The sequence below is a fragment of the Flagellimonas baculiformis genome (assembly GCF_033441575.1).
GTDB classification, from domain to species: domain Bacteria; phylum Bacteroidota; class Bacteroidia; order Flavobacteriales; family Flavobacteriaceae; genus Flagellimonas; species Flagellimonas baculiformis.
This window is the reverse complement of sequence record NZ_JAUZVW010000006.1, coordinates 148,800-174,098: the sequence shown is the minus strand read 5'-3', so window position 1 is coordinate 174,098 and position 25,299 is coordinate 148,800. Positions and strand designations below refer to the sequence as shown.

The 25,299-nt window shown below is 47.2% G+C and carries 19 protein-coding genes; all 19 read left to right on the top strand.

The genetic code is table 11. The features are described from left to right. Positions 1-31 precede the first annotated feature (31 nt). The 19 genes from SD450_RS10740 to SD450_RS10650 all read left to right on the top strand — a co-directional run bounded on the left by SD450_RS10740 (position 32) and on the right by SD450_RS10650 (position 25,292). Positions 32-3,088: a SusC/RagA family TonB-linked outer membrane protein gene (locus SD450_RS10740; RefSeq protein ID WP_318344470.1), complete on the top strand. Its 3,057-nt coding sequence runs from the start codon at positions 32-34 to the stop codon at positions 3,086-3,088. Between the two features lie 10 nt (positions 3,089-3,098). Beyond that, entirely contained in the window at positions 3,099-4,643 is a 1,545-nt protein-coding gene (locus tag SD450_RS10735; protein WP_318344469.1) for a RagB/SusD family nutrient uptake outer membrane protein, read from the top strand. A 24-nt stretch (positions 4,644-4,667) separates the two neighbouring features. Further along, positions 4,668-6,380, top strand: a complete 1,713-nt coding sequence (locus tag SD450_RS10730; RefSeq protein ID WP_318344468.1) for a LamG domain-containing protein — start codon at positions 4,668-4,670, stop codon at positions 6,378-6,380. A 29-nt stretch (positions 6,381-6,409) separates the two neighbouring features. Further along, the gene (locus tag SD450_RS10725; protein WP_318344467.1) at positions 6,410-7,774 is read left to right on the top strand and encodes a glucoamylase family protein; all 1,365 of its coding nucleotides are present in this window, start codon (positions 6,410-6,412) and stop codon (positions 7,772-7,774) included. Next, the gene (locus SD450_RS10720; RefSeq protein WP_404828239.1) at positions 7,764-9,140 is read left to right on the top strand and encodes a glucoamylase family protein; all 1,377 of its coding nucleotides are present in this window, start codon (positions 7,764-7,766) and stop codon (positions 9,138-9,140) included. The genes SD450_RS10725 and SD450_RS10720 overlap by 11 nt, the downstream gene beginning before the upstream one ends. Positions 9,141-9,220: 80 nt before the next feature. Beyond that, positions 9,221-10,009 (top strand): carboxylesterase family protein, encoded by a 789-nt coding sequence (locus SD450_RS10715; protein WP_318344466.1) that lies wholly within the window; start codon positions 9,221-9,223, stop codon positions 10,007-10,009. Positions 10,010-10,069: 60 nt separating this feature from the next. After that, positions 10,070-11,782, top strand: coding sequence for a discoidin domain-containing protein (locus SD450_RS10710; RefSeq protein ID WP_404828242.1), 1,713 nt, complete (start codon positions 10,070-10,072; stop codon positions 11,780-11,782). Between the two features lie 25 nt (positions 11,783-11,807). Continuing rightward, complete coding sequence (gene bglX / locus SD450_RS10705; protein ID WP_318344464.1) at positions 11,808-14,075, top strand: beta-glucosidase BglX; 2,268 nt, start codon at positions 11,808-11,810, stop codon at positions 14,073-14,075. A gap of 6 nt (positions 14,076-14,081) precedes the next feature. Further along, positions 14,082-15,710, top strand: a complete 1,629-nt coding sequence (locus SD450_RS10700) for a sulfatase family protein (RefSeq protein WP_318344463.1) — start codon at positions 14,082-14,084, stop codon at positions 15,708-15,710. Then, entirely contained in the window at positions 15,707-16,540 is an 834-nt protein-coding gene (locus SD450_RS10695) for an endonuclease/exonuclease/phosphatase family protein (protein WP_318344462.1), read from the top strand. Before SD450_RS10700 ends, SD450_RS10695 begins: the two co-directional genes overlap by 4 nt. A 175-nt stretch (positions 16,541-16,715) precedes the next feature. Continuing rightward, entirely contained in the window at positions 16,716-17,171 is a 456-nt protein-coding gene (locus SD450_RS10690) for a (2Fe-2S)-binding protein (protein ID WP_318344461.1), read from the top strand. Between the two features lie 25 nt (positions 17,172-17,196). Further along, positions 17,197-19,401 carry a xanthine dehydrogenase family protein molybdopterin-binding subunit gene (locus tag SD450_RS10685; protein WP_318344460.1) on the top strand — a complete coding sequence of 735 codons (2,205 nt, stop codon included), beginning with the start codon at positions 17,197-17,199 and terminating at the stop codon, positions 19,399-19,401. A gap of 456 nt (positions 19,402-19,857) precedes the next feature. After that, positions 19,858-21,312 carry an arginine decarboxylase gene (locus SD450_RS10680; protein WP_318344459.1) on the top strand — a complete coding sequence of 485 codons (1,455 nt, stop codon included), beginning with the start codon at positions 19,858-19,860 and terminating at the stop codon, positions 21,310-21,312. Positions 21,313-21,331: 19 nt separating this feature from the next. Beyond that, positions 21,332-22,273 (top strand): agmatinase, encoded by a 942-nt coding sequence (gene speB, locus SD450_RS10675; RefSeq protein WP_318344458.1) that lies wholly within the window; start codon positions 21,332-21,334, stop codon positions 22,271-22,273. Next, on the top strand, positions 22,263-23,237 hold the full coding sequence (locus SD450_RS10670; RefSeq protein WP_318344457.1) for a deoxyhypusine synthase family protein: 975 nt from the start codon (positions 22,263-22,265) through the stop codon (positions 23,235-23,237). Before speB ends, SD450_RS10670 begins: the two co-directional genes overlap by 11 nt. Next, complete coding sequence (locus SD450_RS10665; RefSeq protein WP_318344456.1) at positions 23,237-23,554, top strand: hypothetical protein; 318 nt, start codon at positions 23,237-23,239, stop codon at positions 23,552-23,554. The genes SD450_RS10670 and SD450_RS10665 overlap by 1 nt, the downstream gene beginning before the upstream one ends. Before the next feature lie 118 nt (positions 23,555-23,672). Then, the gene (locus tag SD450_RS10660; RefSeq protein WP_318344455.1) at positions 23,673-24,119 is read left to right on the top strand and encodes an NUDIX hydrolase; all 447 of its coding nucleotides are present in this window, start codon (positions 23,673-23,675) and stop codon (positions 24,117-24,119) included. Next, positions 24,085-24,498, top strand: a complete 414-nt coding sequence (locus tag SD450_RS10655) for a VOC family protein (RefSeq protein ID WP_318344454.1) — start codon at positions 24,085-24,087, stop codon at positions 24,496-24,498. Before SD450_RS10660 ends, SD450_RS10655 begins: the two co-directional genes overlap by 35 nt. An 8-nt stretch (positions 24,499-24,506) precedes the next feature. Further along, entirely contained in the window at positions 24,507-25,292 is a 786-nt protein-coding gene (locus SD450_RS10650) for an RMD1 family protein (RefSeq protein WP_318344453.1), read from the top strand. Positions 25,293-25,299: the final 7 nt, after the last annotated feature.

The following is a 25,299-nucleotide window of genomic DNA, read 5'->3' as shown; positions in this document are numbered from 1 at the left end:
AGTAAAAATCTAACTCTATTTTTGCACAATTATGAAAATTAAAAGCAAACTTTTGCTAATCTCGTTCATGTTGTTTCAGGCAGTGCTCTTTGCCCAAAACAACATCACGGTTTCGGGAACGGTAATGGACGATCAGGGCCAACCCTTACCTGGAGCCAGTGTCATTTTACAAGGTACTACAACGGGGATCCAGACCGATTTTGACGGTAATTACAGTCTCGAAGTCCCAGCAAATGGGACCTTGGTGTTCAGTTACATCGGTTTCACCACACAGGAAATTCCCGTTGACAGCAGAACTAACATCGACGTGACGATGCAGCAGGATACTCAAAGCCTGGATGAAGTCGTGGTGGTCGGGTATGGTACCCAACGAAAGGCCGATTTGACAGGTTCCATTGTAACAGTGGATGCCGAACAAATCGAGAAAACCCCATCTGCCAACCCGGTGCAATCGCTACAAGGCAAAGTGGCCGGGGTACAGATTGTGACCACGGGAAGCCCCGGTGCTTCGCCAGTTGTAAGAATTAGGGGGCTTGGGTCATACATAGATGCAGATGAAGAAGATTCCGATGCCACCAAAGTTTTATATGTCGTGGATGGAATGTTCTACAGCAACATTGACTTTTTGAACCCAAACGACATCAAATCGATGAACGTGCTCAAGGACGCGTCCTCATCGGCCATTTATGGAGTGAGGGCCGCCAACGGGGTCATCATCATCGAGACCAAATCGGGTGGGAAGAACAGGAAGCCCCAAATCGAATACAATGGCTATACGGGAATCCAGCGGGCCCAGAACGTATTGCAAATGGCCAATGCGGAGCAGTTCGTCACCATGGCGGTCGAATCAGGTTCTGCACCCGATGCCCAATTTGTTCTCAATGCCATGCAGCGTTATGGAAGGAGCCGTATCAACCCCAATGTGCCCGATGTGAACACCGACTGGTTTGATGAGATCATCAGGGATGGGATCATCCAAAACCACGGTTTGAGTGTCACGGGAGGGACAGAGAATGTGGCTTACTCCATCGGGACCAACTATTTTTCCCAAGAAGGTCTGCTCGATATGAAGAACAAATACGAACGGTTCAATATCCGTTCAAAGCTGGATGTGGATGTGACCGACAATGTAAAGGTCGGGGTGAACACCGTGTTCAGTAATGCCACACAATTTACGCCAGAGGATTCAGCGTGGTTCAAAGCTTATTTTGCAGTTCCGATTCTTCCTGTTTTTGATGAATTGAACACGGCTGCCACGCCGGTTCGTTATGCCAATGCCCAGGCATTGGGATACAGGGCCACACAGAACCCTTTTCCCGATATGGAGTACAACAACAACAGGTTGAAAATACGCAAATTGTTGGCCAACATTTATCTACAGACGGATTTCATCAAAGATAAGCTGACCTTCAAGACTGCTTATAATGTCGATTTTTCAGCCTTGGAAGAGCGCTATGTGAACCTGCCCTATAATATGGGGTTTGGCGATCAACGTCTTTCGTCCATCAACAGAAAACAGAACAACTACTACAACCAGATTTGGGACAATATATTGACCTATACCGATACCTATAATGAAGACCATAATGTCACAGTAATGGCAGGGGCTTCGTATAGGGACGAGGCAGCAAACAGATTTGAGGCCACAGGTACGGATATTGCAGGGATCAATTATGAAACGTCTTGGTATTTGGATTTTGCCGACCCCCTATCTTTCAACGACAATGTGGAAGAAGCCAATAGCAGAATATATGGCCAATCCTACTTTGGAAGGGTTTCCTATAATTTTAAGGACAGGTATCTGTTGTATGGAACCTTCAGGGCGGACAGGTCGTCCAAGTTTACCCAAGAGCAATGGGGCTATTTCCCTGCTGTGGGTGCAGGATGGGTTTTGTCCCAAGAGCCGTTCATGCAGGACAATGGAGTTTTTGACTTCCTGAAACTAAGAGCAGCCTGGGGGCGTTTGGGCAACGACAATGTCCGTGCAAGCTCTGGGGCCAACACCATCAGTAATGTAACGGTCGATTTGGGTGACAATCCGGTTACGGGAATAACTGCCACCAGTAATTTTTCCAATCTGAGTTGGGAAGTGGTGGAAGAGTTGGATTTCGGCATCAACCTTACCACACTCAGCAATCGTTTGTCGTTGGAAGCGGATTATTACATCCGGGACACCGAAAATGCCATCATGCCTGTGTATATCGCCATTGCTGACGAAACCATCGACAGAAACTCAGGGGTCATCCGAAACTCAGGGGTCGAGGTGGCACTGAACTGGACCGATGACATCTCCGAAGATCTCAACTACACCATTGGGGCCAACTTCACCACAGTGAAAAACGAGACCCTTGAAGTGGAAAACGAGAGTGGATACATTGATGCAGGCAGTGCGGAATTCCGTCAAAGGACCATTGTGGGAGAACCCTTGTACGCTTTCTACGGCTATGAAACCACTGGCGTTTACCAGAACCAGGCCCAAATCGATGCCGATCCGGTGGCACAGAATGCCATAACCAACGGACAGGACATTCAGCCCGGTTATTTGATCTATAATGATAGGAACGGGGATGGCAGCATCACCGATGAGGACAGGACAGTGCTCGGTTCTTTTCTACCCAAATTCACCTATGGCGGAAATATCGGGGTCAATTATAAAGACTTCGGTTTTACCATGAATTTCTATGGACAGACAGGCAATAAGATCTTGAACAGAAAGCGGGGAGAGGTCATTTTCACCAGCGATACCAACATGGATGCCGATCTCGCCAAAAACCGTTGGCATGGGGAAGGTACCAGTAACACCTATCCATCCTCGGCGGGCCTTCGTGATAGTTGGAACCAACGACTCAGCAACTTTTGGGTAGAGGATGGGGATTTCTTCAGGATCCAGAACATTCAATTGGCCTATACCCTGCGGGGGGACAAGTTCAAGGGCAACGCCCCCGATTTCAAATTTACCCTGACTGCCGAGCGACCTCTTACCTTGTTCAGCTATAACGGGTTCAATCCAGAGGTTTCCAACGGGGTAGACCGTCAGACGTATCCGGTACCGGCAATCTACACCATAGGGGTAAATGTTAAACTATAAAAAAATTGAAATGAAAACTAAGAAAAACATAATTGGCAAATGGATGTTTGCAGTGATTGCGATGTTTTTCATCCAATCGTGCAGCGACAAGTTTGATGATATAGAAGGTCAGTTGAATGCGGACGACCTTGATTATTCGGATACGGACAACATGATCCAAGCCTTGGTGGGGTCCTACGAAATTTTTGCCACCAGGGGATGGGAAGAGCCCTTGTTGCTCTCCGTCCGTGGGGACGATGTGAATGCGGGCGGTCTTGGAGACCAACAACCTTTTGCAGATACGGACAATTTCATATATACGCAAGATTATTGGATGTACAATTCTTTGTGGAACATTCATTATGGCGATATCGTAAGCCTCAACACCGAAATAGAACTCATCGAAAATTTCAAGAGTTTCGCAGACGAAAGCGGCCAAGCTACTGCCGATCAATATATTGCCGAGATCAAAGTGTTAAGGGCTTGGTTTCACTTTAACCTGGCCAGGGTGTGGGGCGATGTGTTCATCATCCAGACGACCACACCGGATACTGAGATTGCAGACGGACCGGCATCCAAAAATGAGGTCATGCAGTTCATCTCCGATCAAATGGATGAGGCAATCCCATTATTGCCCAACATGAGGCCCAACGAACGGCAAGATATTCCAGGTGGCGTCACCCGCTACACGGCATATGCAATGAAGGCCTTGGCCAACCTGGAAATGGAAAACTATCAAGCAGTTGCGGATGCCTGTGCGGCCGTTATCAACTCCAATAAGTTTTCCCTTTACCCTGATTTCTACAGCCTCTTCAAAAAACCTGGGGAACTGAGTGATGAGAGTCTTTTGGAAATGCAATTTTCCGACTTTGGCTCCGGCACAGGGGATACTTTCTATCATCTGTATGGTCCCTTTGGCCCACAAGGATGGACCCCTGCACGGGCCAATGCTTCAGACGGATGGGGTTTTTACGAGCCCAGTATGAAATTCATCAAATTTATGCTGGATAGGGACGAGACCGTGAGGTTGGAGACAAGCGTACTTTGGACCGATAGAGGAATTGCAGAGCTTCAATCCGATCCCAATTATGCCACCTTGCCTTCGTTTGTGGACAACACAACCCGAGATGGGGATATTATAAATAATTATGCAAGGGCACTGTTCGCTAGCGGAAAACACTACTTGCCATCTGTGCAGATCACCACTGGACGTAATGATTATGGAGGGGGCAAGAACATGATCGTCATCCGTTATGCCGAAATATTGTTGATGTATGCCGAAGCCCTTACACGCGGCGCAAGCGGTAGCGGTATGACAGCCGACCAAGCTGTGAACCTGGTCAGGAGCCGTGCAGGTTTGGGCGCATTGTCAGGAGTGAACAGTGAACAGGTCATGGACGAAAAGTTTGCGGAATTGGCCTTGGAATGGGGTATTCGTTACTACGATATGATCCGTTTGGACAATTTCTCCGAATTGAGCTATGACGGAAGGACCTTCACTGCAGACAAACAATTGTTGCCCTATCCGCAGGCCCAGGTGGACGCATTGCCGACCTTGGGTGGAGGAGACAACTAACATTAACCAAATAAACTACGAAAGATGAAATACACAGTTAAATCCATAGTGTTCCTGTTGGGACTTCTGGTGGTTTCCTGTAATGAGGGAATAGATCCCATTACCGCAGTCGATGCCGGAGTGGACGAAACGGCACCTTCAATAGTCATTAACAAGCCTATAGATGGTTTTCAGTTAAAAGTACCCGAAGCCATTGCAGCTATAACTATCGATTTTGAAGTTAAGGACGATATAGAAATTAGCTCTGTTTCTGTTGCAATGGATGGGACTGAAATTGCCAGTTATATGGAGTTCCTGGATTACCGTCACTTTATAAAGGATGATCTGGTATATGACAATGTAACCACAGGGGTACATACATTGACCATAACGGCTACGGACGTAGATGGCAAAACCACGGCATCTTCCATTGATTTTGAGAAAACACCACCGTATGTACCCTTATACGACGGGGAAATGTTCTATATGCCTTTCAATGGCGACTTTAATGAGCAGGTTACCATTACAGCTGCCACCGAAGTGGGATCTCCGAGCTTTGTTGGTGGAATATCAGGGAATGCATACCAAGGGGCTGCGGATTCCTATCTGAGGTTCCCATCAACTGATTTGGCCCAGGGTAATGAAATCAGTGCCACGTTCTGGTTGAAGATCGATCCATCGGATACTAGGGCAGGAATAATCAATATTGCCCCGGCAGAACCGGCATCTCCATCCGATAAGCCCAGTGGGTTCGGATTGATCCGCGAAGGGAGTGCGGACGCACAAAAATTCATACTTCTTGTGGGCAATGGCACCAATGCCACCTGGGTGAACCCCGGTGAACCCGCCACCATAGACCCGACCCTTGACGAGTGGGTGCATTTTGGAATCTCGATCTCGGCAACCAATGCAGCACTGTACATGAACGGGGAATTGGTTGGAGAAACTGCTTTTACGGGAATAGACTGGACAGGTGTAGGGGATTTGGTGATCATGTCCGGTGACCCCAATTTCAATGGTTGGGACCATAAAACAGAGAAAGGCCAAATGGATGAATTGAGACTGTTCAACAAAGCACTTACGCAACAGGAAATTCAAAAACAAATCTCCGAGTCGAGTTCTACATTCTATTTACCGTTTGATGGAAGTTATACAGATGTCATAAGCGATGAAGATGCCACCGAAGTGGGATCTCCGAGCCTTGTCGGTGGAATATTAGGGAATGCATACCAAGGTGCTGCAGATTCCTATCTGACCTTCCCATCCGCCGATTTGGCCCAGGGTAATGAAATCAGTGCCACGTTCTGGTTGAAAATCGATGCGTCTGACGATAGGGCGGGAATAATCAATATTGCCCCGGCGGAACCGGCATCTCCATCGGATAAGCCCAGTGGCTTCGGGTTGATTCGCGAAGGGAGTGCGGACGCACAAAAATTCATACTTCTTGTGGGCAATGGCACCAATGCCACCTGGGTGAACCCCGGTGAACCCGCCACCATAGACCCGACCCTTGACGAGTGGGTGCATTTTGGAATCTCGATTTCGGCAACTAATGCAGCACTGTACATGAACGGGGAATTGGTTGGAGAAACTGCTTTTACCGGAATAGACTGGACAGGTGTGGGAGATTTGGTGATCATGTCAGGGGACCCCAATTTTAGTGGGTGGGACCATAAAACAGAGAAAGGCCAAATGGATGAGTTGAGGCTGTATAGCAAAGCACTCACACAACAGGAGATTCAAAATTTAATGCAATAATTAGTTTAGTCGAGTTAGTTTAGTTTTTTATGAGGTTAATTTTAATTCCAATGGCTGTTGCATCCTTAATCATGGGATGCAATGGCCATAAAAACAAGAAAGAAGAAGATTCATCACACAAGGACACCATAGCCTATACCGATGAGGCATTGATGGATTCTGTCCAGTACCAGACCTTCAACTATTTTTGGGAAGGTGCGGAACCGGTTTCAGGATTGGCAAGGGAGCGTTTCCACATGGACAATGAATATCCCAACCACTACAAGGACATCATCACCACAGGAGGTTCTGGTTTTGGCCTTATGGCCATCCTAGTGGGTGTGGAGCGAAAGTTCATCACCAGGGAACAAGCCCTGGAACGTTATGAAAAGATTGTTGGGTTTTTGGAAAAAGCCGATCGTTTTCATGGCGCCTGGCCCCATTGGTTGTTGCCATCCGGAAAAGTGACCCCTTTTAGCCCAAAGGACAACGGAGGGGATTTGGTGGAAACGGCATTTTTGGTGCAAGGTCTTTTGACCGTAAGGGAATACTTCAAGGACGGGAACGAGCGCGAACAAAAATTGGCACAAAAGATCCAAGAACTTTGGGAAGGAGTCGAGTGGGACTGGTACACCAAAGGTGGCGAAGATGTGCTGTATTGGCATTGGAGTCCCGAGTATGCTTGGGAAATGAACTTTCCCGTTGGGGGTTACAACGAATGCCTGATCATGTATGTGCTGGCAGCAGCGTCCCCCACGCATTCCATCGATAAAAGTGTCTATGAAAAAGGATGGGCACTGGATGGGGCCATTGCGAAGGACACCACCTATTATGGGCTGGAGACCGAACTTAACCACTTTGAGCACGACAAAGCTCCCGTGGGCCCTCTTTTTTGGGCACACTATTCCTATTTGGGACTCAACCCCAAAGGACTTACGGATCAATTTGCCGATTATTGGAAATTGAACGTCAACCACGCCATGATCCATTACAAATATGCAGTGGATAACCCCGAAGGTCACGAAGGCTATGGGGAGGATAACTGGGGATTGACCTCAAGTTATTCCATCAAAGGATATGCAGGCCATAGGCCCGGTATGGATTTGGGAGTGATCTCGCCAACGGCCGCACTCTCCTCCATGCCTTATACACCCAAGGAGAGTACACAATTCTTGAAGTATATGTACACCCAGCAGGATAGTCTGATCGGAAAGTACGGCCCCTATGACGCCTTCAGTTTGGAAAAGGATTGGTACCTGCCACGCTATTTGGCCATAGATCAAGGACCCATACCCGTCATGATAGAAAACTACAGAAGTGGCCTGCTCTGGGATTTGTTCATGGCAAACGAAGAAGTCAAAAGCGGTCTGAAAAAATTGGGCTTCGATAGCCCATATCTAAAGAATGATGATTAAGAAAGCACTTGGCCTGATTGTACTTTTTACCCTGACAATTTCTTGCGGTGGAGGTGATGACTACACCTATGTGCCAACCACTCCCGAGATTCCTGATGATGGCTCGGATGATGACGTGCCGACCATCACCGACAATGAGCTGATGGACTTGGTACAGGAGGAAACCTTCAAATATTTTTGGGATTTTGCAGAGCAAAACTCAGGAGGTGCCAAGGAAAGGTACCATCCCGATGACCCGAACAGGGATTCACAGGTAGTGACAGCAGGCGGTACCGGCTTTGGATTAATGGCCATTTTGGTGGGCATCGAACGTGGCTTTATTTCCAGGGCGGAAGGTGTGGAACGATTGACCACCCTTTTGGATTTTTTGGAAAATGCAGATCGTTTCCATGGCGCATGGTCCCATTGGATCAATGGCTCAACCGGTGCGGTGATTCCCTTTAGTCCTTTGGATGATGGCGGCGACCTTGTGGAAACCGCTTTTTTGGCCCAGGGATTGATCTGCATCAAGGAATATTTGAAAAATGGATCGGCAGAGGAACAAGCATTGGCACAACAGGCCGATGACCTTTGGAAAGGGGTGGAATGGGACTGGTACACCCAGGGACAAAATGTGTTGTACTGGCATTGGAGTCCCAACAACGACTTTGCCATCAATCTACAGCTTAAAGGCTACAACGAAGTCCTGATCACCTATGTTTTGGCCGCGGCCTCACCCGATTTTGGCATTGAGAAAGAAGTATATGCCAATGGATGGGCCTCGAATGGGGGCATCAAATCGGCCAACACCCAATATGGATTTCCCCTTTTGGTCAAGCATATAGGTGCCGAACAATTTGGTGGACCCTTGTTTTGGGCACACTATTCCTATTTGGGGCTCAATCCTAAGACCCTTTCCGATGAGTATGTGGATTATTGGGACGTCAACGTCAACCATTCGAAGATCAACTACCAATACTGTGTCGCCAATCCGAAAGGATTTGAGGATTATGGGGAGGATTGTTGGGGTCTTACCGCGAGTTATTCCAGAAACAGTGATGGAAGCATGGGGTACAATGCCCACAGTCCCTCCAACGATATAGGGGTCATATCGCCCACTGCCGCCATCAGCTCCATTCCCTACACTCCTCAGGAATCATTGAAGGCAATGCACTTTTTTTACAAGAACAAGGACAAACTGTTGGGGCCGGCCGGCTTCTATGATGCCTTCAGTCCAGAATATAATTTTTGGGTGACCGAGGCCTATTTGGCCATTGATCAGGGACCTCAGATCATTATGATCGAAAACCACCGCACAGGAATGCTCTGGAACCTGTTCATGGCGAATGAAGATGTACAAGCAGGTCTCACCAAACTTGGATTTTGATATGAAGAATATATTTTCCTGCCTGTCCATTCATAGGTTTTTTGTTTCTTCATTATTTGTAACCTTATAATATGGAACAGATGAAAAAGCAATTAGTTCTACCGTTAATGCTATTGTTGGGCACTTTGGTTTCGGCCCAATGGCAATCCAAGTATGAAAAAAAGGAGTTGGTCGATGGAAATGATACCTTACGATATCGGATCATGTACCCAAAAGATTTCAAGGAAACGGAAAAATACCCGGTCATTTTATTTTTGCACGGGGCAGGGGAACGGGGAAACGATAACGAGAGCCAACTTGTGCATGGGGGCAGGCTCTTCGCAACGGATTATCTCCAGGAGCGCTATCCCGCCATTGTCATTTTTCCTCAATGTCCCAGGGAAAGTTATTGGTCCAATGTGGATGTGGACCGAAGCACATATCCCATAAAACTCAATTTTAAATATGATAGTGGCCCCACCAAGCCTTTGAAAATGGTGATGGACCTGTTGGACAGCACCATACAACAACCCTATTCGGATGACAACCAAATCTATTTGATGGGACTTTCCATGGGCGGTATGGGCAGTTTCGAACTTTTGAGCCGTAGGCCGGACACCTTTGCGGCGGCCATTCCCATTTGTGGGGGAGGTGACCCCAATTCGGTTTCTAGCTATGCGAAGAACACCCCTGTATGGGTATTCCATGGTGCTCAGGACAATGTGGTAAATCCGCTCCAGTCCATGGAAATGGTCAGTGCACTGCTCAAGGCAGGGGTCTATCCAAAATTCACCCTATATGATTTTGCCAATCACGGCAGTTGGGACCCAGCCTTTGCAGAGCCAGAACTCTTACCATGGCTGTTTTCACATAAAAAACAAAACCAATAAATGACGAGAAGAAGAACATTATTATGTTGCTTTTGTATACTATGGCTGCTGTCGTTTCAAATGGAGTTGCAGGCACAGCAGAAAACCTATTGCAATCCCATCAATATCGACTACGGTTACACCCCAATTCCCAATTTTGCCACCCACGGCAAGCATAGGGCCACGGCAGACCCGGTAATTGTCAACTTCAAGGATAAATATTTCCTTTTTTCCACCAACCAATGGGGTTATTGGTGGAGCGATGATATGTACGACTGGAAATTCATACCCCGAAAATTTTTGAGGGAGAGGAACAAGGTCTATGACGAACTGTGCGCCCCAGCAGCCTTTGTGATGAAGGATGAACTGTACTTGATCGGCTCCACCCACGGACCTGCATTTTCCATGTGGAAAAGCAAGGACCCCACCACGGACAACTGGGAAATTGCCGTCGATTCCTTAAAAGCTGGTGCCTGGGATCCAGGTTTCCTTTATGAAGAGGACACCGATAAACTCTATATGTACTGGGGCTCCAGCAATGTGTTCCCCATTTTGGGCACCGAGATCAACACCAAGACCCTACAATCGGAAGGCTACGTAAAGCCGCTGATTTCCCTCGTTCCGGAAGACCATGGTTGGGAACGCTTTGGCGAGCATAACGACAATACCTTTCTACAGCCTTTCATGGAGGGCGCATGGATGACCAAGCACAATGGCAAATATTATTTGCAATACGGAGCTCCCGGCACCGAGTTCAGCGGTTACGGAGATGGGGTGTATGTGAGCGATAAACCCTTGGACGCCTTTGCCTATCAAGACCACAATCCCTTTTCATACAAACCTGGCGGTTTCGCAAGAGGGGCGGGCCATGGCGCAACCTATCAGGACACGTTTGGTAACTGGTGGCATGTGTCCACCATCATTTTGAACCAAAAAAACAGTTTTGAACGTCGAATCGGCATTTGGCCCGCTGGTTTTGACCAAGACGATGTCATGTACTGCAATACCGCTTATGGCGATTACCCGACCTATCTTCCAAAGGAAGATGCAGATCATATCCAAGGACTGTTCACGGGGTGGATGCTGCTGAATTACAACAAACCCGTGCAAGCCTCTTCCACTTTGGGAGGGTACCAGCCCAATTTTGCCGTGGATGAGGATATGCGCACCTATTGGAGCGCTGAAACAGGCAATAAAGGGGAATGGTTCCAGACTGATTTGGGCGAAGTTTCCACCATCCATGCCATCCAAATCAATTATGCGGACCAGGACGCTGAATTTTTGGGGAAATCCGAAGGCGTCTATCACCAGTACAAGATATATGCATCGAATGATGGTAAAAAATGGACGGTTTTGGTGGACAAAAGCAAGAACCGGACAGATGTGCCCCATGATTACATCGAACTGAAGGATCCAGTAAAAGCACGATTCCTAAAACTCGAGAACATAAAAATGCCCACGGGCAAGTTTGCTTTGAGCGGTTTTCGGGTGTTTGGAAAGGGTGCCGGTGAAAAACCACAACCAGTTGAAGACTTTGTAGTGTTGAGGAGCAGCCCCGAGAAATTTGGGGAACGAAGGAATTCATGGCTCCGATGGAAACAGAACGATCTTGCCGATGGCTATGTCATCCATTTTGGAAAATCAGAGGACAAGCTCTACGGAAGCATCATGGTCTATGGAAAGAACGAATATTATTTCTCCGGAATGGACCGAACCGATGCCTACTATTTTCAGATAGAGGCCTTTAACAACAATGGGATCTCCGAGCGGACAGCCATTGTCAGATCAGAATAAAATACCAAAACAAAACAACCGAATCATGTCCACAAAAAAAATAGTGATAGCCCTAGTTGCGCTCTCTTTCTGGAGAGCAAATGCCCAACAACGGATTCCCGAAGTGGAGACACTTTTGCAAAAGATGACCCTAGAGGAAAAGATAGGCCAGCTCAACCTTTTGACCCCTGGGGGAGGTGTGGCCACAGGCGAAGTGGTCAGTAAGAACGTGGAGGCCAAGATCAAGGCTGGCCAAGTGGGCGGTCTTTTTGGCGTGGCCGGACCCGATAAGGTCAGGGTAGCACAGGAACTCGCCGTAAAGGAAAGCCGATTGGGCATACCGTTGCTCATTGGTTCCGATGTGATCCATGGTTACAAGACCACCTACCCAATCCCTTTGGGATTGTCATCCACTTGGGATATGGAATTGGTACAGCAGGCGGCCCAAATGGCGGCAAAGGAAGCCACGGCAGACGGCATCAATTGGAATTTTTCGCCCATGGTCGATATTGCACGCGATCCCCGCTGGGGACGCATAGCCGAGGGAGCAGGGGAAGACCCTTATTTGGGTTCGAGGATTGCTGAGGCCATGGTGAAGGGATATCAGGGCAATGATCTGGCTGCGGCCCATACCATGCTGGCCTGTGTGAAACATTTTGCACTTTACGGTGCTGCGGAGGCTGGACGCGATTACCATTCGGTGGATATGAGCAAAATCAAAATGTTCAATCAATATTTGCCTCCCTACAAAGCCGCTGTGGATGCGGGTGCGGCCAGTGTCATGACCTCGTTCAACGATGTGGACGGCATTCCGGCAACGGGCAACAAATGGTTGCTGACCGATTTGCTTCGTGATCGATGGGGTTTTGATGGTTTTGTGGTTTCCGATTACACTTCGCTCAACGAAATGATAGCGCATGGGCTAGGCGATTTGCAGGCCGTTTCCGCCTTGGCACTCAAAGCCGGATTGGATATGGACATGGTGGGTGAAGGTTTCCTGACCACGTTGAAAAAATCATTGGATGAAGGAAAAGTGACCGAGGAAGAGATCACCAGTGCCTGTCGGAGGGTGTTGGAGGCCAAGTACATTTCCGGACTTTTTGAAGATCCCTACCGTTATTTGGACACCAAACGTCCCGAAAAGGACATCCTCACCAAGGAAAACAGGGCCTTGGCCCGAAAATTGGCAGCCCATTCCTTTGTGTTGCTGAAAAATGAAAACCAACTATTGCCCCTTCAAAAAAATAAAAAAATAGCCCTGATTGGTCCATTGGCCGATAGTCGGAACAATATGTTGGGCACTTGGGCACCCACAGGGGATGTAAACTTGGCGGTTACCATTTTGGAAGGCTTCAAAAATGTGGCCACCAACGCCACCATCCAATATGCAAAAGGGGCAAATATTTCGGACGACCCTGAATTCGCCAAAAAAGTGAACGTATTCGGTCCCCGTATCGAAATTGATAAACGTTCTCCTGACGCCCTGTTGAAAGAAGCCATCGAGTTGGCCAAAAACTCCGATGTGGTCGTGGCCGTGGTGGGCGAGGCCACCGAAATGAGTGGGGAAGCAGCCAGTCGCACCGATATTTCAATCCCGAACAGTCAAAAGAAACTCATCCAAGCATTGGTCGAAACGGGGAAACCTGTGGCTTTGGTATTGATAAGTGGTCGCCCCTTGACCATTCCCGAAGAATTTGAACTGCCCGTGGCCATTTTGCAAGTTTGGCACCCTGGGGTAGAGGCAGGGAACGCCATTGCCGATGTGGTTTTTGGCAATTACAATCCATCAGGAAAATTAACAGCAACTTGGCCCAGAAATGTGGGACAGATTCCCATTTACCATAGCGTAAAAAATACGGGCCGACCTGCTCCCGAAAACGATGAATTTCAAAAGTTCAGATCCAACTATCTGGATTCCCCCAACGCTCCATTATTACCCTTCGGATATGGATTGAGCTATACCGAGTTTGCATATTCCAATTTGAAATTGGATAAATCGAGCATTGGTCAGGGAGAATCGATTTCAGCAACCGTGACGGTGGCCAATACCGGCAATTTTGATGGGGAAGAAGTGGTGCAACTGTACTTGCGGGATGTCGTCCGAAGCATCACCCCACCCAAACGGGAATTGAAAGGTTTCCAAAAAGTATTTTTGAAGAAAGGGGAAAAGAAGGAAATCACCATCACCTTGTCGCCGGACGATTTGAAATTTTACAACAGCCAATTGGATTTTGTGGCTGAACCTGGAGAGTTTGAGGTTTTTGTCGGCACCAATTCAGATGCGCAACTTTCCCAAACGTTTACCTTAAAATAGAATACAATGCGAATTGCAGCAATTTTGGCAGGTTTGGTATTGGTTTTGGCCTGCAAACAACAGGAAAAACCAAAGGAGGAAGTGGCCAAAGGCCCACCGAACATCATCTTCATCATGTCGGATGACCATGCCTTTCAGGCCATCAGTGCATATGGACATGAATTGGGCAAATTGGCGCCCACGCCCAATATTGACCGAATTGCCAAGAACGGGGCCATCTTTCAAAATAATTTCTGCACCAATTCGATATGTGGACCCAGCAGGGCGGTCATCCTCACCGGGAAGCACAGCCACATCAACGGTTTTCGCATGAACGGGGAGCAGTTTGATGGCAGTCAGCCTACATTGCCCAAACATCTGAAAAAGTTGGGCTACGAAACGGCCATCATTGGAAAATGGCATTTGCACGGTCCCCCCACGGGGTTTGATTATTGGGATATTTTGAACGACCAAGGCAATTATTACAACCCCGAATTTATCTCCGAAGGTGATACCTCCATTGTTGAAGGCTATGCCACGGATTTGATTACGGAGAAAAGTCTGGAATGGCTGAAACAACGGGACAGTGCCCAGCAACCCTTCTATTTAATGGTGCACCACAAGGCACCGCACCGCAACTGGATGCCCGCCTTACGCCATTTAAATGTGTATGATTCCATTACCTTCCCCTTACCGGACACCTATTTTCCGGAATTTGTGGACCAGCAGGCCGCTGCCGAGCAACAACAGACCATTTATAAGGACATGTACGAGGGGCACGACCTGAAATTGAGCAAAGCGCACGGAAGTACCGAGCTGGCCCATAACCCGTGGACCACGGATTTTGAACGCATGACCCCGGCACAGCGAAAAGCATGGGACGAAGCCTATCTGCCGAAAAACAATGCCTTTTGGGAAGCCAACCTCCACGGCAAGGAATTGGCAGAGTGGAAGGGCCAACGCTATCTACACGAATATTTGGCTACTGTGAAAGCTGTGGATGAAGGCGTGGGCAAAATTTTGGATTATTTGGAGGAGATGGGTTTGGATGAAAATACGTTAGTGGTCTATACCTCCGACCAAGGATTTTATTTGGGGGAACATGGCTGGTTCGACAAGCGTTTTATGTATGAGGAATCCATGAGAATGCCCTTGTTGATGCAATTGCCAGACGTGATAGAACCAGGTACGGAAATCGATGCCATGGTACAGAACCTGGATTTTGCACCGACCTTCTTGGATTTGGCAGGAGGGTCTCAATATGCTTCTGAAATGCAGGGAAGGTCGTTCCGGGAAGTCTTGGAAGGAACCACGGATGAATTCAATGATGCCGTTTACTATCATTATTATGATTTCCCGGCCTTTCATATGGTCAAGAGGCAGTATGGGGTGCGGACGGACAGGTATAAGCTCATCCATTTTTATGATGACATTGACGAATGGGAGTTCTATGATCTTGAAAAAGACCCCAAAGAACAATACAATGCCATCAATGATGAAGAATATAAAGATATCATAACAGTAATGCACAAAAAATTGGATAGCTTGCAGGAGTATTACAGCGTAACCGAAAAGGAATTCGAGACCACACCAAAGGTGAAAGTGGACAAAACCTATGAGGCTTTTAAAAAGTTGCGAGGAACCCCGATCCAATGAAAAATATTTATATAGCCCTTTTTGCAATAGGCACATTTTTCAATGTCCAAAGTCAAACAATCGATGTCATTTCCTATAATATCAGGTATGACAACCCCGATGACAACCCTAATAATTGGGACAATCGGAAGGATTTTCTCATATCCCAATTGAATTTCCATGCCCCCGATGTATTTGGCACCCAAGAAGGCCTTGTGCATCAGTTGAAGGATATCGACAATGGCCTGGAGAACTACACCTATTTTGGGGTTGGGCGTGACCATGGGGACGAAAGAGGGGAGTTTACTGCCATTTTTTACAACACAAAAAAACTGAAATTGTTGGAGCAGTCCACCTTTTGGTTGTCCGAAACCCCAGAGACCCCATCCAAAGGATGGGATGCCGCATTGCCCCGTATCTGCACCTATGGACTTTTTGAAAATAAAGAGGATGGCAACAAGTTTATGGTCTTCAATACGCATTTTGACCATGTGGGGGTGCAGGCGAGGGAAGAGAGTTCCAAACTCATCCTCAAAAAAATAAAGGAATTGAATCAGGATGGATTACCTGTGGTGTTAACAGGCGATTTTAATCTTGAAACGGAAAGTCCAGGCGTTCAGGTGATTTTGGGCGAAATGGAAGATGCCCAAATCGCAGCTGGCAAGAATGCTTTTGGGCCAACAGGGACTTTCAATGGGTTTGATTTTGACAAACCAGTGGAACGGAGAATAGACTACATTTTTGTTTCCGAGGCTTTTGAAGTGCTCAAGAGTGCTATTTTAAGCGATTCCAAGGACCTGAGATATCCCTCCGACCACCTTCCCGTTTTTGCCCGCTTGAAGTTTCGATAAGGGTGGGACGTATTCCGGATCTGAAAAACCATAGATAAAAAAGACACTTCTTATTTATACTGATTTTAAGTAACCTTCCAAAACGTAAAATCGATGTTAATTTTTTAACGATGTTTATGGAAAGTGGCCCATCTTTAGAAGGAAATCTTTACCTTCAAGAGGAATTTTTTAGATCATGGCGACATATACACTCAACATCAACGGAAAAAAACAAGAGGTGGACGTAGATCCATCCACGCCCATCCTTTGGGTTTTGCGCGATCATTTGAACCTGGTCGGCACCAAATACGGATGTGGCATAGCCCAGTGCGGTGCCTGTACCATACACTTGGATGGCAAGGCGACCCGATCATGTGTGCTCCCCGTATCCTCCATAGGAGAACAGAAGATCACGACCATTGAAGGACTGTCCGAAAATGGTGACCATCCCGTACAAAAAGCATGGTTGGAGGTGGACGTGCCCCAATGTGGGTATTGTCAGGCCGGTCAGATCATGACGGCGTCCGCGCTCTTGGAGACCAACCCAAGTCCTACGGATGAAGAAATTGAAAACGCCATGAACGGAAACATCTGTCGTTGTGGTACTTATCTTAGAATACGAAAAGCCGTGAAAATGGCAGCCAAATCATAATCCACTACACCAAAAACACACGATCATGACACTTGTAAAGACAAAAATTGGCCGTCGGGCCTTCATACGAAATACAGGTTTGGCCGGTGGAGGGCTGGTTTTGGGCTTCAACTGGCTGGCATCTTGCAAGATGACCCCAGAACAGGTCAGAAGTTTGCCCAAGGAGTGGTTCGAGCTGAATGGCTTCCTGAAGGTAGGGGACAATGGTCTGGTGACTATCATGTCGCCCAACCCAGAGATCGGACAAAACGTGAAGACCGCCATGCCCATGATCATTGCGGAAGAATTGGATGTGGCCTGGAAAGATGTGATCGTGGAACAAGCCCCTTTGAACACCGCAATTTTTACAAGACAATTGGCAGGAGGAAGCCAATCCATCCGACAAGGGTGGGAGAGCCTCCGCATGGCCGGGGCGACCGCCCGTCATATGTTGAAAGAGGCCGCTGCACAGGCGTGGCAGGTCCCTTCCAGTGAAATCACAACAAAAGAAGGCCAATTGATACATGAGGCCAGTGGCAAATCGGCTGGTTTTGGAGAAATGGCCTCAGCGGCTACGGGTATTGAGGTGCCAGAGGAAGTTGAACTGAAAGAGAATACGAATTTTTCGATCATAGGTACGGACATCAAAAATGTGGATGGTGAAAAAATCGTCACCGGAAAACCATTGTTTGGTCTGGACGTGCAGCGTGAAGGCATGTTGACTGCCATGATCGTACATCCTCCCGCTTTTGGGATGAAATATAAAGGAATGAATGCTGAATCGGTAAAATCGATGCCCGGCATCAAAGATGTGTTCCATTTTGAGGTCTATCCGGAAGACACGGAAAAGCAATGGTCCGATGGGGGAGGGATTCCCGAACTTGTGGCCATTGTGGGCAACAGTACCTGGGAATGCATGCAGGCCAAGAAAGCATTGGAAGTGGAATGGCAAGAAGATTCCAAACTGGAAAGCACGGCATACCACGATGAGGCCTTGACCGCATTGTTGGAAAAAGCGCCCGAGCAACCGGCACGGAAGGACGGTGATGTGGAAGCGGCCTTCAAAAAGGCGGCGAAGATTGTGGAGAGCACCTATTCGGCCCCTTATTTGGCACACAATACCATGGAGCCGATGAACTTTTTTGCCCATGTCACTCCTGAAAAAGCAGAGCTATTGGGTCCTATACAAACCCCAGAGTTTTTGGAGCTGACCTTGGCGTCCAGATTGGGCATGCCCGTGGAAAAGATAGATGTGATGATGACCCGGATGGGCGGCGGTTTCGGTCGACGTCTCTACGGAACCTTTGCCGTGGAAGCGGCCGTCATCTCCCAAAAAATGAACGCTCCCGTTAAATTGGTATATACCAGGGAAGACGATATGACGCAAGGTACCTATCGTCCAGCGTATAAAATCAAATACAAAGCTGGGTTGGATGAAAACGGCAACCTTATCGCCTGGCATGTAAGGGGCGCGGGAACCAATGATGACCTCGTCTTTGAAAACCGCTTTCCGGCAGGTGCCGTGGACAATTATCTGGCCGAAAAGCATAGCTTGCAGACCAATGTGACCACTGGGGCATGGCGTGCACCGCGTTCCAATTTTATCGCAGGAGCGGAGCAGGCCTTTATGGATGAGGTGGCCGAGGCTTCAGGAAAAGACCCTATCGAGTTTCGGTTGGAGCTTTTTGAAAGGGCCATCAACAATCCTGTGGGCGAACCCGAGAAGAACGATTACGACCCCGAACGTTACGCCGGAGTGCTCAAGTTGGTAAAGGAAAAATCCAATTGGGCCAGCAATCCCAACGGAAAATCGAGAGGGGTGTCCGCATATTTTTGCCATGATTCCTATGTGGCCCAAGTCCTAGATCTGGAAGATGGGGATGGAATGCCAAGAGTGGACAAAGTATGGTGCGCCGTGGACTGTGGCATCGTGGTGAATCCATTGAGTGCCAAAAACCAGGTGGAAGGGGGTATCGTGGACGGTATAGGCCATGCTACCTATAGTGCCTTGTCCTTCAAGGACGGCAAACCGGAGCAATCGAACTTTGATAGGTACAGATTGATTCGGAATGCCGAAGCACCCAAGGAAATTGAGACCTTCTTTGTGGACAATGGCATAGATCCGACAGGTCTGGGTGAACCTTCATTGCCGCCGATTGTGGGTGCATTGGCCAATGCATTGTACAAAGCTACGGGTAGGCGCCATTACAGCCAGCCTTTTATCAATGAGAGACCACCCTTGGTAGGGTAACATCATATTTGGAATGCCGATGAAGGCGTTCAGGTTCTTATTTTATTGCCTTTGGAACAAATAGCAGCAGGGTAATCGAGTTTCGTTACTATTAACTATTTGATTCACATCGATTTATGATGATTGAAATTTTTTTTTAAAAAAAGTTGACGTATTTGTTTTTTGTTTATGTTTGACCCCTGAATGAGTCCAGAATATTGGGACACATCACCTAATTGCGTTGAAAACTTTTTTCATGTTCGGGCTTTTGGGAATAAGGAAGTCAACCCAAAAAGCCGTCTTCAGGTCAAGACACCGGATTTTAGGGACGACTTCCGAAAAACACTCCATTATCCGTGATTTTTCACGGACTCCCTTCTTTGTTGCATACACTGTATTTGAGTTTCGTATCTGAGAACTTGCTGTTCATTTGGCCAAAAAATTAGTTATCAGTTTTTTTATCAATACGAAATTTAAATGAAAACAAAATATATCGATCTGATCGATCAGACCTACGATTTTCCACAAGAGGAATTCACACTACAGGACAACAAACTACAGTTCCATGGCATAGACCTGTACGATTTGATACAACGCTATGGTACTCCCTTGAAATTCACCTATCTGCCCAAGATATCGGACAACATCCAACGGGCGAAGAAATGGTTCGGGGAGGCCATGAAGAAGCATGATTATTCGGGTTCTTACCATTATTGCTACTGTACCAAGAGTTCCCATTTTGAGCACGTGCTGAACGAAGCATTGAAAAACGACATCCACATAGAGACGTCTTCTGCTTTTGATATTGACATTGTGGAGCACTTGAAGAAAACAGGCAAGGTGACCAAGGACACCTACGTGATCTGTAATGGCTTCAAAAGGGACCAATATATCCAGAACATAGCCCGATTGATCAACAATGGGCACAAGAACTGCATTCCGATCATCGACAATTATGAAGAGATCGAACTACTGAGTGACGCCATTGAGGGTAAATTCAAGGTCGGTATCCGAATCGCTTCCGAGGAAGAACCAAAATTCGAGTTCTACACCTCCAGATTGGGCATTGGGTACAAGAACATTGTTCCGTTCTATAACCAATCCATCAAAGAAAATCCGATGGTAGAGTTGAAGATGCTCCACTTTTTCATCAATACGGGCATCAGGGACACGGCCTATTACTGGAACGAGCTTTTGAAGTGTTTGAAGGTGTACATCAGCCTCAAAAAGGTGTGTCCAACCTTGGACAGTCTCAATATTGGCGGTGGGTTTCCCATAAAGAACTCCTTGGCCTTTGAATATGATTATGAGTATATGGTAGATGAGATCATCTATCAAATCAAGCAGGCATGCGATGAGGCCGGGGTGGAAGTGCCCAACATCTTCACCGAATTTGGAAGTTTTACGGTAGGGGAAAGTGGTGGCACCATCTATGAAGTCCTTTATCAAAAACAACAAAACGATAGGGAAAAGTGGAACATGATCAATTCGTCGTTCATCACCACCATGCCCGATTCGTGGGCCATCAGCAAAAGGTTCATTACCCTCTCCATCAACAGGTGGAACGAAGAGTATGAAAGAGTACTGTTGGGTGGGCTCACCTGCGACAGTGACGATTATTATAACTCCGAGCAGCACATGAACGCCATTTATCTTCCCAAATACAGAAGGGACAGACCGCTCTATATCGGGTTCTTCAACACAGGAGCCTACCAGGAGACCATAGGTGGGTTTGGCGGACTACAGCACTGCCTTATCCCACATCCCAAACACATATTGATCAACAAGGACAAGGAAGGGAATTTCAAGACCTCTGTCTTTGCAGAGCAACAGACTGCGGGGGAATTCCTTTCCATCTTAGGTTATGGGGCCAAGAAGACATCGGATAACCTAGTGGCTTCGAAGAAGCTGCCCGTGCCCAGCAAAAACTGATCATGAACCATAATCCCAAATGAAAACGAATAGAATATATGCCGGTATTCCAAAGGAATACGCATCTCCCGAAAAAGCCAAAGTAGTATTGTTGCCCGTTCCCTATGATGCGACCAGTACCTGGGGAAAGGGTGCCGACAAAGGCCCCGACGCCTTTTTGGAAGCATCGGAGAACATGGAATGGTATGATATTGAAACGGATACCGAGGTCTATAGACAGGGTATTTATCTGGCCAATCCCATTGATGCACTGGATTCCCCTGAAAACATGGTCAATGCCGTCCATAAAACCGTAAAGGAATATATCAAAAGGAACAAGCTGGTCACGATGATCGGTGGGGAGCATTCCATTTCCATTGGGGCCATCAGGGCGTTCAATGAATGTTTTGAGGACCTTACCGTTCTGCACTTGGATGCCCATGCCGATCTGAGAAAGGAATACAACGGTTCCCGTTACAACCATGCCTGTGCCATGCGCGAAGCCAACGAGACCACTAATTTGGTGCAGGTAGGCATCCGCAGCATGGACCATTCGGAAACATTGGTCATGGACAGGGACAAGGTGTTCTTTGCACATGAAATGGTCACCGATGATTTTTGGATGGACACCGCTCTAGATCTGATGACAGATAATGTTTACATCAGTTTTGACCTGGACGCTTTTGACCCCTCCATACTGCCATCTACCGGGACACCGGAACCAGGAGGGCTTTTCTGGTATGAAACCCTGGATTTTCTAAAAAGGGTCTTTGAGGAGAAAAACGTAGTGGGCTTTGATATTGTGGAGCTGTGCCCCAAGGCACAGGAAAGATCTTCCGATTTTTTGGCCGCAAAGCTGTACTACAAAATGTTGAGCTATAAATTTTTAAAAAAGAATGATTACTTAGAGGACGGATTTGAGGAAAACAATGATAACTTTAAGAAATCCGTAAACCCAATTGACGATTACGATGAACAATAAAGGAGAAATATCACAATTCATTCAAAAATATTTTTTGCACTTCAACTCTGCCGCATTGGTGGATGCCGCCAAAGGGTATGAGGCCCAGTTGGAGCAGGGTTCCAAGATGTTGGTGTCCCTTGCCGGCGCCATGAGTACGGCGGAACTGGGCAAGATCTTCGCCGATATCATACGCACCGATAAAGTACACATCGTCTCATGCACGGGGGCCAACTTGGAAGAAGATCTCATGAACCTTGTGGCGCATTCCCATTACCGAAGGGTGCCCAACTATAGGGACCTTACCCCACAGCAGGAATGGGAGCTGTTGGAAAAGGGACTGAACCGCGTTACCGATACCTGCATCCCCGAAGAGGAGGCCTTTAGACGCTTGCAACAGCACATTTACAAGATCTGGAAAGATGCCGATGACAAAGGCGACCGCTATTTCCCCCATGAATTTATGTACAAGCTCTTGCTTTCAGGAGTTTTGGAACAATACTACGAAATAGACATCAAGGATTCCTGGATGTATGCCGCTGCCAAGAAGAACCTGCCCATAGTGGTCCCAGGTTGGGAGGATAGCACCATGGGGAACATCTTTGCCAGTTATGTGATCAAGGGCGAGCTGAAGGCGAGCACCATGAAATCAGGTATCGAGTACATGACCTTTTTGGCCGATTGGTACCAGAAAAACTCTGAAAAAGGTATCGGTTTCTTCCAAATAGGGGGGGGCATTGCGGGGGACTTCCCCATTTGCGTGGTACCCATGCTTTATCAGGATTTGGAGCAGACAGAGACCCCTTTCTGGAGCTATTTCTGTCAGATCAGTGATTCCACCACAAGTTACGGTTCCTACTCCGGTGCTGTGCCCAATGAAAAGATCACATGGGGGAAATTGGATATAGACACCCCCAAGTTCATTGTGGAATCGGATGCGACCATTGTGGCGCCCCTAATTTTTGCCTACCTCCTAGACATGTGATGATGAAGAACAGACAACCCATGACGTTGAAGCGTGTTATAGTGGACTATAAGAAGCTCGACAACCATATACTGAACCTGCTTGTGGAGAAATTTCCGGATGGGTATGATGACGATGATATTGTCACCTATCGGAACGCCAGCAACGAAGTGGTGGAATGTATAGAAGTACGAACCGAGGACACCGCTTATCTCGTGAAAGTGAGCAAGCGCTTGGTGATGGCCATGGAAGTCCACGAGGACGTTGACACCGACGCCGATTCCGAAGAGGAAAGATCTCTGGATACAGAAGGTCTGGAGAGTACTGAGGAGGAGTAACTTACCTGTTGGAAAAAGACTGTACGGCATAAAGAGGAAAAAATATAGGCTGGAAGCATTGAAACCAGACTATATATGCGTAATTTCCATCTACATTCCTTAAGTAAAGAGGAGCCTTATGAAAAAAACAGTCAAATCCCGATTGATTGCCATACACAAGGACAAGGTTCTCGTGCTAAGAAAAGTGGGCGGTCCATTAAGGTACACTTTGCCCGGTGGTGTGAAGAAAAAGAAGGAGACGGAAAGTGAAACACTGGTTCGTGAAGTGGGTGAGGAAATAAAGTTGAAACTGTCCGAAGCGCAGTTGAGTTTTTATCTTTCCCATACGAAAAAAGGGAAGCTGGGGAACATGGTGAAAAATTATTTTTTGGTCCAGATGAAACCAAGGGCCATAAAAGTAAAGGAGAAATACAAGTTTGAAGAGGCCCTTTGGCTGGAATGGAAAGAAGCCCTGCCCTTTATGGACAAAATGGACCGGATGGCCGTTCGGTCCTATTTTAAAAGTTTAGGAAGAAAAACAAACAAAGAAAATGGATACAAAGTTCCACCTCGCCTTGCCATGTAAGGATATTGAAGAGACCCGCGCCTTTTATCAGGATGTGATCAAGGCCAATTTGGGCAGACATACCGAAAAATGGTTGGACGTTGACCTATTTGGCAACCAGCTCACCTTCACCCAATCGGGAAACTTCAACTTTGATTTCAAGAATTACCGCTTGGAAGATTATATCCTGCCCTCGTTCCATTTTGGGGTGATCGTTCCCGTGGATGTTTGGGGGGAGCTGTATTCAAGACTGTTCCAACTGGACCTGGAAGTGACCACCGAGGCCACTTTCATGCAGGACAAGGTCGGTGAGCACTTGTCCTTTTTCATACAAGATCCCAACGGCTACATGGTGGAGTTCAAGAGCTTTAGGGACCCAGAGGAGATTTTCGCAACCTGATAGATACCATGGATTCAAAAGCCATAGCCCTGCATCTCGCAGGGAACATAGACATTTCTGCCTATAGACAGGCCATTGGAAGACAACTCATATTTGGCGACAGGGATGAACTTTTCTATGCCGATGGTCCACAATATTTATATGTTTTCAGGTACGGGATTGTCTCTTTTTATGGTTTTGACGACACCTCGATCAATGAAGTTTTGGAAGGCTTGAAACCTTTTTGCGAAGGTTGGAACCGATCTGAGCTTACGGATGAAATGGAGATAGAACTCGTTTCCGATGAAGAGCCTGCCAAAGTGACCAACAGCAAAATAGAGCTGCAAAGATCCAATGTGGAAGGAATGCGGCTGGCCCTGTTGCACCTATCACAATCCGTAGCCTTGGACCATTTTGAAAAGCTTTCGGACCAAATCATGAAGGAGACCCGGGAGCACACCAATTATTTGGAACACCACGGCCGGTTGGACCTGGGAGGGAAAAAACTCAAAAGATACATTGCCAGGGTACTGAACATCAACAATCAGATTTCTGAAAACCTTTATATTTTTGATTCCCCCGAAGTGGTGTGGGAAGATGAGGCCCTCGATCGGTTGGACAGGAACCTGAAACAGATCTTTGACCTGAAGGAACGCTATAGGACCATCAAGGAACAGGGGTACATCATCAAGGAGAACCTGAGCCTTTTCAAGGACATCATGGACCACAGGGAGAGCAGTAGGCTGGAATGGATCATTATTTTGCTGATTTTGGTCGAAGTGCTGGACCTGTTCATCATGCGTATAATCAATTAAAAGCATT

What these genes read in the sequence shown, in the direction of transcription:
- SD450_RS10660 (WP_318344455.1), top strand. Translation starts at nt 23,673, where the DNA reads ATGAAAAAAACAGTCAAATCCCGATTGATTGCCATACACAAGGACAAG.
- bglX (WP_318344464.1), top strand. Translation starts at nt 11,808, where the DNA reads ATGTCCACAAAAAAAATAGTGATAGCCCTAGTTGCGCTCTCTTTCTGG.
- SD450_RS10665 (WP_318344456.1), top strand. Translation starts at nt 23,237, where the DNA reads ATGATGAAGAACAGACAACCCATGACGTTGAAGCGTGTTATAGTGGAC.
- SD450_RS10695 (WP_318344462.1), top strand. Translation starts at nt 15,707, where the DNA reads ATGAAAAATATTTATATAGCCCTTTTTGCAATAGGCACATTTTTCAAT.
- SD450_RS10715 (WP_318344466.1), top strand. Translation starts at nt 9,221, where the DNA reads ATGAAAAAGCAATTAGTTCTACCGTTAATGCTATTGTTGGGCACTTTG.
- SD450_RS10710 (WP_404828242.1), top strand. Translation starts at nt 10,070, where the DNA reads ATGGAGTTGCAGGCACAGCAGAAAACCTATTGCAATCCCATCAATATC.
- SD450_RS10720 (WP_404828239.1), top strand. Translation starts at nt 7,764, where the DNA reads ATGATGATTAAGAAAGCACTTGGCCTGATTGTACTTTTTACCCTGACA.
- SD450_RS10655 (WP_318344454.1), top strand. Translation starts at nt 24,085, where the DNA reads ATGGATACAAAGTTCCACCTCGCCTTGCCATGTAAGGATATTGAAGAG.
- SD450_RS10670 (WP_318344457.1), top strand. Translation starts at nt 22,263, where the DNA reads ATGAACAATAAAGGAGAAATATCACAATTCATTCAAAAATATTTTTTG.
- SD450_RS10725 (WP_318344467.1), top strand. Translation starts at nt 6,410, where the DNA reads ATGAGGTTAATTTTAATTCCAATGGCTGTTGCATCCTTAATCATGGGA.
- SD450_RS10740 (WP_318344470.1), top strand. Translation starts at nt 32, where the DNA reads ATGAAAATTAAAAGCAAACTTTTGCTAATCTCGTTCATGTTGTTTCAG.
- SD450_RS10700 (WP_318344463.1), top strand. Translation starts at nt 14,082, where the DNA reads ATGCGAATTGCAGCAATTTTGGCAGGTTTGGTATTGGTTTTGGCCTGC.
- SD450_RS10680 (WP_318344459.1), top strand. Translation starts at nt 19,858, where the DNA reads ATGAAAACAAAATATATCGATCTGATCGATCAGACCTACGATTTTCCA.
- SD450_RS10650 (WP_318344453.1), top strand. Translation starts at nt 24,507, where the DNA reads ATGGATTCAAAAGCCATAGCCCTGCATCTCGCAGGGAACATAGACATT.
- SD450_RS10690 (WP_318344461.1), top strand. Translation starts at nt 16,716, where the DNA reads ATGGCGACATATACACTCAACATCAACGGAAAAAAACAAGAGGTGGAC.
- SD450_RS10730 (WP_318344468.1), top strand. Translation starts at nt 4,668, where the DNA reads ATGAAATACACAGTTAAATCCATAGTGTTCCTGTTGGGACTTCTGGTG.
- SD450_RS10735 (WP_318344469.1), top strand. Translation starts at nt 3,099, where the DNA reads ATGAAAACTAAGAAAAACATAATTGGCAAATGGATGTTTGCAGTGATT.
- SD450_RS10685 (WP_318344460.1), top strand. Translation starts at nt 17,197, where the DNA reads ATGACACTTGTAAAGACAAAAATTGGCCGTCGGGCCTTCATACGAAAT.
- speB (WP_318344458.1), top strand. Translation starts at nt 21,332, where the DNA reads ATGAAAACGAATAGAATATATGCCGGTATTCCAAAGGAATACGCATCT.